Raw genomic sequence first — 12,938 nt, 5'->3', positions numbered from 1 at the left:
GCTCAGCAGGCTCGCCGACCCCGACACCCTCCACCACACCCCCATCGGAGTGCTCCGCTCCGTGGACCGGCCGGTCTACGACACCCAGATGGCCGACCAGCTGGACACGGCCATCGAGCAGAACGGCAAGGGCGAGCTCGCCGCGCTGCTGGCGGGCGGCGACACCTGGACGGTCGTCGGCTAGCCGAACCGGTGGTTCACGAGGCCCGGGCGCTCGCCGCCCGGGCCTCGTCGTATGCGCGGCGGGCCTTCTCGACGTCGTCCATCCGGTCCGAGGTCCAGATCGCGAGCGCCTTCACCTGCACGGCGGCCTCGCGGCCCAGGTCGGTGAGCGAGTAGTCGACGCGCGGCGGGATGACCGGCTTGGCGTCGCGGTGGACGAGACCGTCGCGCTCCAGGGTCTGCAGAGTCTGGGTGAGCATCTTCTCGCTGACGCGCCCGATGGCGCGGCGCAGCTCGCTGAAACGGTACGGGCGCTCCAGAAGCTCGATCAGAACGAGTACACCCCAGCGGCTGGTGACGTGCTCCAGGACCAGGCGGTACGGGCACATCGCTTCGCCGATGTCGTACTTGCTGACTGCTGTGGTACTTACGGCCATGCCAGTACCTTACTTCAAAGTGGGTACTTTCGAAGGGTTAGTGCAGCTCCTAGAGTAAGTGGCATACCCACCCCACAAGGAGTTGTTTCAGACATGAGCATCGTCGTCACCGGAGCCACCGGAAACCTCGGCCGCTTCGTCATCGAGGGGCTGCTGGAGAAGGTCCCGGCGGACCGGATCACCGCTGTCGTCCGTGACCAGGAGAAGGCCGCCGGTTTCGCGGCGCGCGGCGTGAAGATCGCGGTCGCCGACTACAACGCGCCCGAGACCTTCGACGGTGTCATCTCCGCCGGCGACAAGGTGCTGCTCATCTCGGGCAACGAGTTCCATCTCGGCCGCGTCGCCCAGCACCAGGTCGTCCTCGATGCCGCCAAGGCCGCCGGTGCCGCGCTCTTCGCCTACACCAGCGCCCCCGGCAGCCTGACGGCCGCCCTGGCCGACGACCACCGGGCCACGGAGGAGGCGATCCTGGCATCCGGTCTGCCGTACGCCCTGCTGCGCAACGGCTGGTACAACGAGAACTACACCGAGAACCTCGCCCCCGTCCTCGAGCACGGCGCCGTCGTTCAGGCCGCCGGCGAGGGCCGGGTCGCCTCCGCCGCGCGAGCCGACTACGCGGCTGCCGCCGTGGCGGTGCTGACCGGCGAGGGCCACGAGAACAAGACGTACGAGCTGAGCGGCGACACCTCCTTCGGCTTCGCCGAGTACGCGGCCGGGATCGCCGAGCATTCCGGCAAGGAGATCGTCTACAACGCCGTTCCCGTCGAGGTGTACTCCGGCATCCTGACCGGCGCCGGCCTGCCCGAGGGCCTCGTCGCCATCATGGCGGGCGTGGACACGTCCATCGAGAAGGGCGAGCTGGCCGTCATCACCGGCGACCTGTCCCGCCTGACCGGCCGCCCGACCACGCCGATCACCGAGTCGATCAAGGCGGCGCTGCAGGGCTGACCTCCCGGCGGCCACCCGGGCCGACTCCCTCTCCCGGCCCTGGGTGCCGCCCTCCGCACCCCTACCTGTCATGACCGTATGGCGATACGGGCATGACAGGTGGGGGCGCTCGGCGCTACCTTCTTTCAGGCTGCTCCGCCACACAGGAGCGGCCGTCATACGAGAAGGAGGCGCCGGTGGCCCGGAAGTCGAGGGGCGAGCAGCACATAGGTCTGCTGAACGGCTTCGCGGCGTACGGCATGTGGGGGCTCGTCCCCCTCTTCTGGCCGCTGCTGAAGCCCGCCGGGGCGGTCGAGATCCTCGCCCACCGAATGGTGTGGTCCCTCGCCGTGGTCGGCGCCGCGCTGCTGGTGATGCGGCGCTGGGCCTGGGCGGGCGAGCTGATCAGGCAGCCGCGCAAGCTGGGTCTGATCACGATCGCGGCGGCGGTCATCACCGTCAACTGGGGCGTCTACATCTGGGCCGTGAACTCCGAGCACGTGGTCGAGGCCTCGCTCGGCTACTTCATCAACCCGCTCGTCACCATCGCGATGGGCGTCCTGCTCCTCAAGGAACGGCTGCGGCCGGTGCAGTGGGCGGCGGTCGGCGTCGGCTTCGCCGCGGTCCTCGTCCTCACGATCGGATACGGCCGCCCGCCGTGGATCTCCCTCTGTCTCGCCTTCTCCTTCGCCACGTACGGACTGGTGAAGAAGAAGGTCAACCTCGGCGGCATCGAGTCGCTCGCCGCCGAGACCGCGATCCAGTTCCTGCCCGCGCTGGCCTATCTGCTGTGGCTGGGGACGAAGGGTGACGCGACCTTCGGCACGGAGGGCGCGGGCCACGCGACGCTGCTCGCGGCGACGGGTCTCGTGACCGCCGTTCCCCTCGTCTGCTTCGGGGCCGCCGCCATCCGCGTCCCGCTGTCCACCCTCGGGCTCCTCCAGTACCTCGCACCCGTCTTCCAGTTCCTGCTCGGCATCTTCTACTTCCACGAGGCCATGCCGCCCGAGCGCTGGGCCGGGTTCGCGCTGGTCTGGCTGGCACTGTCGCTGCTCACCTTCGACGCGCTGCGCACCGCGCGTCGTGCGGCGCGCACGCTCAGGGCCGAGACCAGGACCCCCGGGACGACCATCGCCACCGGCACGGTCAGCGCCGCACGGAAGGCGGACAGCGTGGCGGCCGGACCCGGCCCCGTGGACGCCAAGCCGTAGACCGCGGCCACCGCCGAGATCCCGAACGCCGAGCCGAACCATGTGGCCGTGTGCAGCAGCCCGCTCGCCAGGCCCTGCACCTCCTCCGCCACACCGTCCGTCGCCGCGATGGTCAGCGGCCCGTGGGCGAGGGCGAACGCGGTGCCCACGATGATCAGCGTCGGAACATCGCCGCGTACGACCAGTCCGCGCCGGACCGGCAGGAACAGCCCGTACGCGACGGCAGCGAGCACGAAACCGCCGAGGGTCACTGAAGCCGGCGTAGCGGCCTGGCGAACGCCCCCCACCGGACCGCACGGCGGAGGGGCGAGAAAACCCGGGCGGCGCACAGCGGCCGGGGCGGGACGTTATAAGTGGTACCCATGACGCCTACTCCCCTGCACTGGAAGCTCGTCATCGACGCCGCCGACCCACACGCCCAGGCCGACTTCTGGGCCGCCGCACTCGGTTACGAGGTCGAGGACAACAGCGCCCTCGTGGAACGGCTGCTGAGCCTCGGCGCCCTGCCGGCCGAGGCCACCGTCGAGTTCCACGGCCGCCCGGCCTTCCGGGACCTGATCGCCGTACGGCACCCGGACGACCCGTACGACAAGGAGCGCGGCACCGGCCTCGGCCGACGGCTCCTCTTCCAGCGCGTACCGGAGCCGAAGACCGTCAAGAACCGGCTCCATCTCGATCTGCACCCGGGCGAGGGGCGCACGGACGAGGTCGAGCGGTTGGAGGGGCTGGGGGCGAGCGTGCTCCGGCAGGTGAAGGAGCCGGCGGGCGCGTGGGTGGTGATGGCGGATCCGGAGGGGAACGAGTTCTGCGTGCACTAGCTCCGGCCACGCCCCTTCGAGAGCGCCAGGTCGGCCGCGACACGGGAGCGCAGGGCGCCGACCTGGGCCAGGTGATGCCGCAGCTGGTCCGGGCTGAGCGTCTCGACCGGGACGCTCACCGCGCTGCGTACGGCGGCCGAGTGCGTAGGAATGGGGGCGGCGCCCCGGGAGGCGACGCGGGCGCGCGGGCCGCCACGTTGGACGGTTCCGCCGGAAGCGGCGAGCGTGCGCCACCTCATCGTGCCGGTCGGCTCGTTGACGTACACCTCGATGCGCGGGCGCGGGTCGAAGGGGTGCGGTTCGCGTGCGCGCGTCATTCGGGCGCGATTCGTGCGGGCGCGGTTCGTGCGGGCGCGCTGAGCGACGGCGGGCGGCGTCGGCCCGGTCGCCGTCGCCGCTGCCTCGCCGTGGTCGAGCCGGACCAGTCCGCCGTCACCACCGACGACGGACTGGTCCGGCCTCCGTGCTCCCGTCCCTCGATCCCTTCGGTCGTCACTGGCCAGGGGCTTGCGGGCTCTGGGTGTAGGGGTTGTCGGCCAGGACGCGGGCGCGTTCGGCGAGGCGGCCCATGCGGGTGCGGGCCGATTCGAGCTGCTCGATGTCGTCGGCGGCGGGGCCGCCTTCGGCTGTGAGCTCGGTCCACACGCTGATCAGATCGCGTCCGAGGTGCAGTCCCTGCAGCGGGTCGCGGACGGCGCGCCAGGCCGCAGCCGCGCTCTGTACGTTGCCGTACGCGGCACGCGGGTCGCGGTGGCGTCGGCGAACCCGGGCGAGGTCGAGCGACAGGTGGAACGACCTGAGCGCGTCACCGGTCAAGTAGGCGATGTACGCGGTCAGTTCGCGCAGCTTCAACACCTCCGGGTGCTCCTCGCCCAGCGACTGCGCCGCCTCCGCGACGGCTCGCTCCGCCATCCCCGAGGCCGCCTCGATCCGCCCCATCTTCACGGCCTCGTTGATCCGCGCCACCGGTTCCACGAGGAACGCCGCGGCGGCGTCGCCCTCCTGGGCCGGGTTCGGCGCCAGCACCGCCTCGGCGACAGCGTCGAAGCCCCGCACCGGTGCGGGCTTCGGCTCGGGCTCCGGATCCAGCATGGCCATGGCCTCCATCCCCGGGACCGGCTTCCGCACGGGAACGCCATCGGCCACCGGAGCCGGCCCGAACTCCCCCGTCGGAGCCGCCACAACCCCGGCCGCCGACTCCGGCACCGCCCGCAGCACATGCGTCGCCGCGCTCCCGGGCAGCGGCTTGGGCTCGGGCACCGCCCGCAGCACGAAGGTCGACGGGGTGGGGGTGCTGGGCTCGGGGGCGACGGGGGGCGCCGCGGGACGCAGCGGTTCGGTGGCCGGAGCGGGAGGCGCCGGCGGGCGTACGGGTTCGGCGGCCGGGTCGGCGGGTGCCGAGGCGTGTACGGGATCAGGTGCCGGGGCAGCGGGCGCCGGAGCAGGTGCCGGTTCCAGTGTCGGGGCGGTGTGTGCGGCGGGAATCGCCGACACGGGAGCCGGGGCGGGCGCCACGGGCTCACCCACGGGCAGTGGCGCCGGGGGCCGGACGGCACTCGCCGAAACCGGCGCCGGTGCCGGTGTGGAGGACAGCGCGGCGGCCGTCGGAAGGGGCGCCGGATCGGCGGACGCAGCGGGCCTCGCCGGTGCCGGTGCCGGTGCCGGCACCGGCTCGGGCTCGGGTGCGTACGGGAATGTGGGCGAGGGCGGGGGCGGGGGCACGGGCGCGGGCTCGGGTGCGGACGGGAACGTGGGCGGGGGCGCGGGCTTGGGCGCACGCTCCGGCTCGGCGAAACGCGTGGGCGCGGGCTCCGGATTCGGGGCGGGTGCCGGCGCCGGCTCCGGGCTCTGTACAGGTGCGGGGCCGAGCTCCGGCTCCGCGACGGGCACCGGCGCGGGCGCCCGCTCAAGCCTCGCGGCAGGCGCGGGCTCAGGCGCAGGCGGGCGCTCAGGCTCCGCGACAGGCGCATGGGCAGTGGCAGGCGCAGTGGCAGGCGCAGCGGCAGGCTCGGGTGTCGGTTCCGGTACCGCTCGGAGCACGTAGGTCGCCTTGTCCCGGCGCGGAACCGGCGGTGCTTCGGGCGCTGTCGGCGCTCCGGTCGCCGGACCCTCGGGCGCCCGGTCACCGGATGCCGGAGGGACGACGGGGGCAGGCGGAACCGGTGCGGCCGGCGGCGCCGGTGGCCGCGGCGACTGCCGAATCTCAGGCTCACGCGGCTGCTGTCGCGGTGCCTGCGCGCCCCCGGACTCGCGAGCCTCGCCCAGCCCCAGCTGCTCCTGCGGATGCGAATGCGGCTGCGACTGCTGGACTCGCGGTTGCGGCTGCCGGACCTGGCCCCGCGGCTGCGGCTCCGTCGCGTTCCCCGCCGGCCAGTCGCCCGGCACCGCCGACGTCCCGGCCCCCACCCGCACCGGTTCCCCGGCATATCGGCTGGAGCCGTCCACGTACACCTGGAGCGGTACGACGTAGCCGATGCGTTCGTCGTGGATGGTGGCGAGGACGGGGTGGCCGGTGGCGAGCGCGAGGCGGTGGAGGTAGTTCAGGACGGCGGCGTGGACGGTCTCGCCGGGCGCGGCGAAAACCGGCATGCCGCCGACCGTGGCCCCACCGGTGTCACCACCTGTGGGGCCACCCGCGGACGCCGGCACCCGCACCTCGATCGGTGTCACCCCGACGGCCGGTTGCCCCCCGGGCACGGCACCGCCCGCGCGCTGCCGCTTGAGTTCCCGCTTCTGTTCGCGGCTGAGTCGAGACATCGGTTCCCTCACGAAGGGGTGGACGAGGAAGAGAGAGACGAGGACGAAGGGGAGGGGGACGAAGGAGAGGGGGACGGGGGAACCGCGGCCTCCACCGCTGTCACCTCGTCGACGTGCCACGGCTGCCCCCGACCCGCACGGGTCAGCTTGAGACAGACGTTCGCGCGCGGCCCTGTGCCCGTCCAGCCGGCGTGACCTGGGGCCGTGCAGTCGACGAAGAGGGCGCGGTGCGCCGCGACGGCCGTGTCGACGGGCCCGTCGCCGTCGTCGTCCGCGGTCACGTCCATCGTGCTCCACGCCTTGTGGCCGGCCCAGGTGTTCCAGTCGTTGCCCGCCCCGCACGCGGGTCGGTACGACCATTCGGCGGCGTCCTTCTTCGCCGTGAACCAGCGGGCCGAGCGCAGCACGGCATCGTGTGGACCGGAGTCGTACTTCGTGTCATAGCCGTACGCCACCTCCGCCCACGCCTCCGATACCTCTGTCGCATCCGTCCCGTCGACGCCCGACGGGCTCGGCACCCGTGCGTCGGCGCCCAGCGGCCTGCCCGACGGCAGTGGCGCCTGGGGCACCACCGACGGGATCCCGGAGGGCGACGAGCCGGGCACGCCCACCGATTCACGGTGATCCGGCAAACCACAGCCCGTCAACGCCCACAGCCCCGTCACGGACACGACCGCCACGGGGATCTTCCTCGTAGGCATCGTCGTCGTACCTGTCCTCGTACCCGTATTCGTACGCGTCCTCATCCTCGCCCCCCTCCTCACTTCAGCCCCAGTCAGGGTGCCGGATCCACGTACGTGCCGTTCTGCATGACCTCGAAGTGCGCGTGCGGTCCGGTCGAGTGACCGGTGGGACCCACCGCGCCGACCTGCCGGCCGACCTTCGCCTTCTGTTCGACACTGACGTCGATGGCGGACGTGTGGTTGTAGGTCGTCGAGATCTGGTCGCCATTCGATGGTTCCGTGGGAGATCACCACACGGTTTCCGTACCCGCGCCCGCCTTCAGGACCCGGGGCACGTACGCCGCGGGCACGCTGCCGTTCTCCAGCCCGCCGCCCGCCCCCGACCCCGTATCCGCCTCGCTCTCCGATCCGCGTACCGCGACCATCATGACCACCGGCGTGATCACCGCGGCGAGACAGCCGCCGACCACCCAGGTAATGGTGCTTCCGCCCCCGTTGGACATCGGCTCCCCTCAGCCACAAAATCCGGTCGCGTACATGCAGTTGAGTCTCTCGGCTCCCACCCCCTCCATGCGTCACCACGGCGTCACAGGCTCGTCCCAGGAACTCACGCCCTGTTACCTAACCTGTTCGGGCGCCGTGAAGATCGGTGAGCGACGACGGAGGAGAGTGGCGATGCAGGGGGTGGCGATGCACGGGAACGAGCGGCGCGGGCCGGACGGGCCCGAGATATGGATCCGCGGGCCGGTCGGCGAACCGGAGCCGCACCGGCCGCAGGAGGAGGGGCCGGAATCCCACCAACTCCCGGTGAGCACACGGCAGTACGCCTGGGTCGCCACACACGGCGGCGCCGGTGCCTCCACGCTCGCCGCTGTCTTCGGTGGTCACGACGCGGGCCGCAACTGGCCCCGGCCGGAGCAGGGCGAGCCGGGTTCCGTCCTCCTCGTGGGGCGTACGCACGCGGCCGGCCTGGAAGCCGTCTCGCACGCCCTCGACATCTTCCGGCGCGGCGACGCGCCCCCGCGGCTCGACCTCGACGCCATCGTCCTGGTCGCCGACGCGCCGGGGCGGCTGCCTCGTCAACTCACCCAGCACATCAAGGTGATCGGCTCTGTCATCGACGTCTACCGGGTGCCCTGGGTGCCCGCGTGGCGCACCGGCGACCTCACGGGACCGCTGCCGCGCGAGATCGCATCACTGGCCCGACTGACCGGGAAGACGACCCCATGAGCACCTTGCACACGGTCTCCGTCCCCAAGCTCCCCCGGCAGCCGAAACCACCGGGCCCCGGCGGGCGTCCCGCCCGCTGAGCCGCGTACGAGTTGTGCCGTACGTGTCACGCCGTACGAGTCATTCCGAAGGAGTCCCCGAGAACCCATGGAACTGGATCTGTCGCCGGACGGCTATCCGTCCTTGTCGGCCGAGGACATCGCCGCCGCCGTCCAGGCGCGCACGGTCGGCGCGGTGGACGTGGTCGCTGCCTCGCTGGCGCGGATCGAACGGGTGGACCCGGCCCTCTCCGCGTTCGCGGCGGTGTGGGGCGAGGAGGCGCTGCGGCGGGCGGGCGAGGTGGACGCGCGGATCGCCGCGGGCGAGTGGCTGCCGCTCGCGGGGGTACCGATCGGCGTGAAGGGGCGCCGCGGGCTGCGTACGGCGGGCGCGCTGGTCGCCGCCGGGTGTGTGCCCGTAGGGGCCACGTCGGTACCAGGGCCGGGTACGGCCTCGCAGACCTGGGGGCTCGGGGCACATGGACGGACCGTCAACCCCTGGCGGGCCGACCGGACCCCGGGCGGCTCCTCGGCCGGGTCCGCGGCCGCCGTCGCCGCGGGACTGGTACCGATGGCCACCGGCAGCGACGGCGCGGGCTCCGTACGGATCCCCGCCGCTTGGTGCGGCGCCTTCGGCCTCAAGAGCACGAACGGCCGACTCCCGTCCACCGACCGTACGGGCCTCACGGCGGCCGGCGTTCTGACGCGCAACGCGGCCGACGCGGCCGCGTACTGGCGGGTCGTGTCCGGCAGCACACCGCCGAGACTGGACCGGACACCGGACCGGGCACCGAACCGGGGTCAGGATTTAGGCCACGCGGGCCGAGGTCCGACCACGAGCCCGGATCCGACCACGAGCCAGAACCCGGACCCACACCCGAGCCGCCCCCCGGCCCCGTCCCCCCTCCCCGCCGTCTGGTCCCCCGACCTCGGCTTCGCCGACACCGATGCGGACATCGCGGCCGTCGCTCACGGCGCGGTGGAGCGGCTCGTCGAGGCGGGGATCGTACGGCTGGTGTCCCGCGACGTATGCCTGGAGGACCCCGCCCCCGCCTGGCTGGCGCTGCGGACGCCGGGTGCCGATGCCGCCGTGGCTCAGCCGCTCCGGGAGGCGAACGACCACCTGCTCGCCGGGCTCTTCGCCGAGATTCCACTGCTGCTGACCCCGACCACACCGAACCCACCGCACGGCCACGAGGGACCGGGCGACCGTTACTCCACCGCTCTGACCTGGGCGTTCAACCTGAGTGGCCACCCCGCGACAAGCATCCCTTCGGGCTTCGGCCCCGACGGCTGCCCCGTCGGCCTCCAGTTCGTGGCCCGGCACGGTGCCGAGCCGCTGCTCCTACGGGTCGCGCAGCTGAACGAGCTCCATCGGACGAGAGAACAGGACCTGCACTGATGCGATGGACCGTCCACGGCGAGCGCACCCTGCACGACACGCCCTGGGTCCGCGTGCGTTCCCTCGATGTCGAAAGGCCCGACGGCACCCGGGGCGACTACCACGTCGTCCGGCTGCGGGACGTCGCCGTCACCGCGGCGGTGGACGGACAGCGGCGCGTACTGATGATGTGGCGGCACCGCTTCGTCACGGACACCTGGGGCTGGGAGCTGCCCATGGGCCTGGTCGAGGAGGGGGAACGTCCCGAGGACACGGCGGCGCGGGAGCTGGAGGAGGAGACCGGCTGGCGCCCGGACTCGCTGCGAGAGTTGATCTACGCGCAGCCGGCGGGCGGCATCACCGACTCCCAGCACTTCGTCTTCCGCGCGGATCGGGCGACCCGGGTCGGCGAGCCGACCGAACGCAATGAGTCGGACCGCCTCGAGTGGATCCCGCTGGCCGACATCCCCGGGATGATCGCCCGCCGGGAGATCGTCAGCAGCGCGACACTGATCGGCGTCATGGCTCTCCTGCTGGACCTGGGAGCCTGGGCAGCCCTGCTCGAAGCCTGACATCTGAACCGCTCCGTGCCGCTCCGTGCCGCTCCGTGCCGTGCCGTGCCGCTCCGTGCCGTGCCGTGCCGCCGTGCCGTGCCGTGCCGTGCCGTGCCGTGGCGTGGCCGAGGCAGCACCCCTGGACAGTAAATGCGCACGCATATATTGTGTGCGCATGTAGTCACCGTTCGCCGTGCACTCACGCGAACTCACGCGCTCCAGGGGGACCCATGAGCCGCCACTTCCTGTTCGTGCTCGGCAGCAGCCGCGCTGACGGCAACACCGAGATACTGGCCCGCAAAGCCGCGGAACAACTGCCCGCGGATGTCGAGCAGCGCTGGCTGAGCCTCGCCGAGCATCCGCTGCCCGACTTCGTGGACCTGCGGCGCGACAGCGACCATGTGCGCTCCCCCGCCGGGAGCAACCCGGCGCTGCTGCTCGAGGCCACACTCGCGGCCACCGACATCGTGATCGCCTCGCCGCTGTACTGGTACTCGGTCTCCAGCCTCACCAAGCGCTACCTGGACTACTGGTCGGGCTGGCTGCGCACCCCCGGTGTCGACTTCAAGGCGACCCTGGCCGGTCGCACGCTCTGGGGTGTCAGCGCCCTCGCGGACAGCGAACCGGAGGTCGCCGAGCCGCTGATCGGCACGCTCAACAACTCCGCCGCGTATCTGAAGATGCGCTTCGGCGGGGTGCTGCTGGGCAACGGCAGCGCGCGGGGCGATGTACTGAACGACACGCAGGCACTGGCGCGCGCGAAGACCTTCTTCGCACAGGACCCGCCGCTCGCCCGCTTCCCGTACGAGGCCGCAGCCCGGTGAGTCCTACGCCGTGATGTCCTTCGCGGTGAACCGCGCCCACGCCGCCGACCCGAACACCGCCGCGTACAGCGTCTGAAGTCCGAGGTTGCGGAACAGGTCGTCCCAGTACACCGGGTCGCGCATGAGGTCGGCGAAGGACAGCCAGTAGTGGGAGAAGAAGTACGGCTGGAGCGCGTGGAGCTGGGGGATCTGGTCGAGGATCTGGATGGTGATGAGGAGGCCGACCGTCGTCGCCATCGCCGCGATGCCGCTGTTGGTCAGGGTGGAGATGAACAGGCCGAGCGCCGCGACGCCGGTCAGTGAGGCGGCGACGACCAGCGCGATGAGCAGGGCCCGCCCGAGCCCGTCGGTGAAACTGATCCGGGTCCCGGAGATCGTGGTCAGCTCACCCAGCGGGAACAGCAGCGCCCCCACGATGAGCGCGGACGCCGCCACGACCAGGGTCGCGACCAGGCAGAACGTCATCGTGGTCGCGTACTTGGTGAGGAGCAGGCGCGTACGGCCCGCGGGGGCGACCAGGAGATAGCGGAGCGTGCCCGCGTTGGCCTCGCCCGCGATCGCGTCGCCCGCGATGACACCGATCGCCATCGGCAGGAAGAAGGGGAGCGTCGCGGCCAGCGCCGTGAACACCAGGAACAGGCCGTTGTTGGTGATCTGCGAGATGAACGCCGGACCTTCGCCGCCGCCACCGCCCGCCGCCGAACCGTCGCTCGTCTCGATCTTGATCGCGATGCCGATGAGGATCGGCACGGCCGCCAGCACGCCGAGGAGCGCGATCGTCCGCCAGCGCCGGAAGGTGGTGACAAGCTCGCTGCGGAAGAGTCCGAAGGTCCACAGGGGGCTCGGCTTCCGTACGGCTGTGCCCTCGACAGGCACCGCCTCGGACCCCGGTACCGCCTCAGCCCGCGACATCGAATCCCTCCCCCGTCAGCGCCACGAACGCGTCCTCCAGGGAGGCCCGCTCGACCCCGAAGCCGCGGACCCGGACGCCGGCCTCGACCAACGCGGCGTTCAGCTCGGCGAGTTCACGGTCCGGCGGCTCGGCGGTCACGCCCGTATCGGTCACAACGAGATCCGTGACGCCCTGTTCCTTCAGTACGCGCGCCGCGTCCCCGGGGTCGGGGGTGGTCACGACGAGTCGGCCCCGCGCGCCCGCCGCGAGATCGGCCACCGCGCCCTGGGTGATGAGCCGCCCCTGCGCCATCACGGCCGCGTGTGTGCACACCTGCTCAATCTCGTCGAGGAGGTGCGAAGAGAGGAAGACGGTCGTGCCGTCGGAGGCCAACTCCCTGACCAAGGAGCGGATTTCACGCATGCCCTGCGGATCCAGGCCGTTGGTCGGCTCGTCCAGAACGAGCAGTCGGCGGGGCTGGAGCAGCGCTGCCGCTAGCCCGAGCCGCTGCTTCATACCGAGCGAGTACGCCTTCGCCTTCTTGCCGCCCGCGGCGGTGAGCCCGACCCGGTCGAGGGCGGCCGCGACGCGCGTACGCCGGGTGCGGGGGTCGGCGGTCGGGTCGGCGGCGTCGTACCGGACGAGGTTGTCGCGCCCGGAGAGGAAGCCGTACAGCGCGGGGCCCTCGATGAGGGCGCCGACATGCGGGAGCACGGCGCGGGTGGCCCGGGGCATGGGCTGCCCCAGCACGCGTGCCGTGCCCGAGGTCGGCTCGATCAGGCCCATCAGCATGCGGATGGTGGTGGTCTTGCCCGAGCCGTTCGGCCCGAGGAAGCCGAAGACGCTGCCTGCCGGGACGGTCAGGTCCAGGCCGTCGACGGCGAGCTGTCCGCCGCGGTAGCGCTTGGTGAGCGCGCGGGTGGCGATCACGGTGTCCTCCGCGAGAACTGCGCCTCCCGTGTCCACCATGTCCGGTTCCGCGGCGGACAGTTCCTCCATGGGCTCCCTCAATTCATGGTGCGCA

16 protein-coding genes and 1 pseudogene are annotated in these 12,938 nt (G+C 72.1%); 9 read left to right on the top strand and 8 right to left on the bottom strand.

The window, feature by feature from the left end; genetic code table 11:
* A pseudogene (locus tag IEY95_RS38430) lies at positions 1-184 on the top strand (2-oxoacid:ferredoxin oxidoreductase subunit beta); the annotation flags it as partial.
* Positions 185-197: 13 nt separating this feature from the next.
* Here the strand turns inward: IEY95_RS38430 and IEY95_RS38425 are convergent.
* The gene (locus IEY95_RS38425) at positions 198-599 is read right to left on the bottom strand and encodes a winged helix-turn-helix transcriptional regulator (RefSeq protein WP_189190837.1); all 402 of its coding nucleotides are present in this window, start codon (positions 597-599) and stop codon (positions 198-200) included.
* 93 nt (positions 600-692) lie between these two features.
* Here IEY95_RS38425 and IEY95_RS38420 point away from each other — a divergent pair, with 93 nt between their 5' ends.
* The 4 genes from IEY95_RS38420 (at position 693) to IEY95_RS38405 (ending at position 3,555) form a co-directional block, all read left to right on the top strand.
* On the top strand, positions 693-1,547 hold the full coding sequence (locus tag IEY95_RS38420; RefSeq protein WP_189190836.1) for an NAD(P)H-binding protein: 855 nt from the start codon (positions 693-695) through the stop codon (positions 1,545-1,547).
* A 176-nt stretch (positions 1,548-1,723) separates the two neighbouring features.
* On the top strand, positions 1,724-2,737 hold the full coding sequence (gene rarD, locus IEY95_RS38415; RefSeq protein WP_189190835.1) for an EamA family transporter RarD: 1,014 nt from the start codon (positions 1,724-1,726) through the stop codon (positions 2,735-2,737).
* A gap of 50 nt (positions 2,738-2,787) precedes the next feature.
* Positions 2,788-2,991 carry a hypothetical protein gene (locus IEY95_RS38410; protein ID WP_189190834.1) on the top strand — a complete coding sequence of 68 codons (204 nt, stop codon included), beginning with the start codon at positions 2,788-2,790 and terminating at the stop codon, positions 2,989-2,991.
* A gap of 108 nt (positions 2,992-3,099) precedes the next feature.
* The gene (locus IEY95_RS38405; protein WP_189190833.1) at positions 3,100-3,555 is read left to right on the top strand and encodes a VOC family protein; all 456 of its coding nucleotides are present in this window, start codon (positions 3,100-3,102) and stop codon (positions 3,553-3,555) included.
* Here the strand turns inward: IEY95_RS38405 and IEY95_RS38400 are convergent.
* From IEY95_RS38400 to IEY95_RS49620, 5 genes are all read right to left on the bottom strand, one after another.
* Positions 3,552-3,872: a hypothetical protein gene (locus IEY95_RS38400; protein ID WP_189190832.1), complete on the bottom strand. Its 321-nt coding sequence runs from the start codon at positions 3,870-3,872 to the stop codon at positions 3,552-3,554. The genes IEY95_RS38405 and IEY95_RS38400 overlap by 4 nt on opposite strands.
* A gap of 175 nt (positions 3,873-4,047) precedes the next feature.
* Positions 4,048-6,312 (bottom strand): single stranded DNA-binding domain-containing protein, encoded by a 2,265-nt coding sequence (locus tag IEY95_RS38395; protein ID WP_189190831.1) that lies wholly within the window; start codon positions 6,310-6,312, stop codon positions 4,048-4,050.
* Positions 6,313-6,320: 8 nt separating this feature from the next.
* Positions 6,321-6,992: a hypothetical protein gene (locus IEY95_RS38390; protein WP_229703636.1), complete on the bottom strand. Its 672-nt coding sequence runs from the start codon at positions 6,990-6,992 to the stop codon at positions 6,321-6,323.
* A gap of 95 nt (positions 6,993-7,087) precedes the next feature.
* Positions 7,088-7,222 carry a M23 family metallopeptidase gene (locus IEY95_RS49625; protein WP_229703642.1) on the bottom strand — a complete coding sequence of 45 codons (135 nt, stop codon included), beginning with the start codon at positions 7,220-7,222 and terminating at the stop codon, positions 7,088-7,090.
* Between the two features lie 60 nt (positions 7,223-7,282).
* Complete coding sequence (locus tag IEY95_RS49620) at positions 7,283-7,498, bottom strand: hypothetical protein (protein ID WP_229703635.1); 216 nt, start codon at positions 7,496-7,498, stop codon at positions 7,283-7,285.
* A 172-nt stretch (positions 7,499-7,670) separates the two neighbouring features.
* Here IEY95_RS49620 and IEY95_RS38380 point away from each other — a divergent pair, with 172 nt between their 5' ends.
* From IEY95_RS38380 to IEY95_RS38365, 4 genes are all read left to right on the top strand, one after another.
* Entirely contained in the window at positions 7,671-8,225 is a 555-nt protein-coding gene (locus tag IEY95_RS38380) for a DUF6668 family protein (RefSeq protein ID WP_229703634.1), read from the top strand.
* 147 nt (positions 8,226-8,372) lie between these two features.
* The gene (locus IEY95_RS38375) at positions 8,373-9,665 is read left to right on the top strand and encodes an amidase (RefSeq protein ID WP_189190829.1); all 1,293 of its coding nucleotides are present in this window, start codon (positions 8,373-8,375) and stop codon (positions 9,663-9,665) included.
* Complete coding sequence (locus tag IEY95_RS38370; RefSeq protein WP_189190828.1) at positions 9,665-10,216, top strand: NUDIX hydrolase; 552 nt, start codon at positions 9,665-9,667, stop codon at positions 10,214-10,216. Before IEY95_RS38375 ends, IEY95_RS38370 begins: the two co-directional genes overlap by 1 nt.
* A 212-nt stretch (positions 10,217-10,428) precedes the next feature.
* Positions 10,429-11,022, top strand: coding sequence for a flavodoxin family protein (locus IEY95_RS38365; protein ID WP_189190827.1), 594 nt, complete (start codon positions 10,429-10,431; stop codon positions 11,020-11,022).
* 3 nt (positions 11,023-11,025) lie between these two features.
* On the opposite strand, the gene IEY95_RS38360 is transcribed toward IEY95_RS38365, so the two are convergent.
* On the bottom strand, positions 11,026-11,934 hold the full coding sequence (locus tag IEY95_RS38360; protein ID WP_189190826.1) for an ABC transporter permease: 909 nt from the start codon (positions 11,932-11,934) through the stop codon (positions 11,026-11,028).
* Positions 11,921-12,913: an ABC transporter ATP-binding protein gene (locus IEY95_RS38355; RefSeq protein ID WP_189190825.1), complete on the bottom strand. Its 993-nt coding sequence runs from the start codon at positions 12,911-12,913 to the stop codon at positions 11,921-11,923. Before IEY95_RS38355 ends, IEY95_RS38360 begins: the two co-directional genes overlap by 14 nt.
* Positions 12,914-12,938: the final 25 nt, after the last annotated feature.

Source organism: Streptomyces albiflavescens (assembly GCF_014645835.1).
In the GTDB taxonomy this organism is placed as follows: Bacteria; Actinomycetota; Actinomycetes; order Streptomycetales; family Streptomycetaceae; genus Streptomyces; species Streptomyces albiflavescens.
This window is presented reverse-complemented; position numbering and strand designations above follow the sequence as displayed.

Coding starts and splice junctions, on each gene's coding strand:
- IEY95_RS38375 (WP_189190829.1), top strand. CDS start 8,373: ATGGAACTGGATCTGTCGCCGGACGGCTATCCGTCCTTGTCGGCCGAG.
- IEY95_RS38405 (WP_189190833.1), top strand. CDS start 3,100: ATGACGCCTACTCCCCTGCACTGGAAGCTCGTCATCGACGCCGCCGAC.
- IEY95_RS38360 (WP_189190826.1), bottom strand. CDS start 11,934: ATGTCGCGGGCTGAGGCGGTACCGGGGTCCGAGGCGGTGCCTGTCGAG.
- IEY95_RS38370 (WP_189190828.1), top strand. CDS start 9,665: ATGCGATGGACCGTCCACGGCGAGCGCACCCTGCACGACACGCCCTGG.
- IEY95_RS49620 (WP_229703635.1), bottom strand. CDS start 7,498: ATGTCCAACGGGGGCGGAAGCACCATTACCTGGGTGGTCGGCGGCTGT.
- IEY95_RS38420 (WP_189190836.1), top strand. CDS start 693: ATGAGCATCGTCGTCACCGGAGCCACCGGAAACCTCGGCCGCTTCGTC.
- IEY95_RS38380 (WP_229703634.1), top strand. CDS start 7,671: ATGCAGGGGGTGGCGATGCACGGGAACGAGCGGCGCGGGCCGGACGGG.
- IEY95_RS38425 (WP_189190837.1), bottom strand. CDS start 599: ATGGCCGTAAGTACCACAGCAGTCAGCAAGTACGACATCGGCGAAGCG.
- IEY95_RS38395 (WP_189190831.1), bottom strand. CDS start 6,312: ATGTCTCGACTCAGCCGCGAACAGAAGCGGGAACTCAAGCGGCAGCGC.
- IEY95_RS38365 (WP_189190827.1), top strand. CDS start 10,429: ATGAGCCGCCACTTCCTGTTCGTGCTCGGCAGCAGCCGCGCTGACGGC.
- IEY95_RS38355 (WP_189190825.1), bottom strand. CDS start 12,913: ATGGAGGAACTGTCCGCCGCGGAACCGGACATGGTGGACACGGGAGGC.
- IEY95_RS38400 (WP_189190832.1), bottom strand. CDS start 3,872: ATGACGCGCGCACGCGAACCGCACCCCTTCGACCCGCGCCCGCGCATC.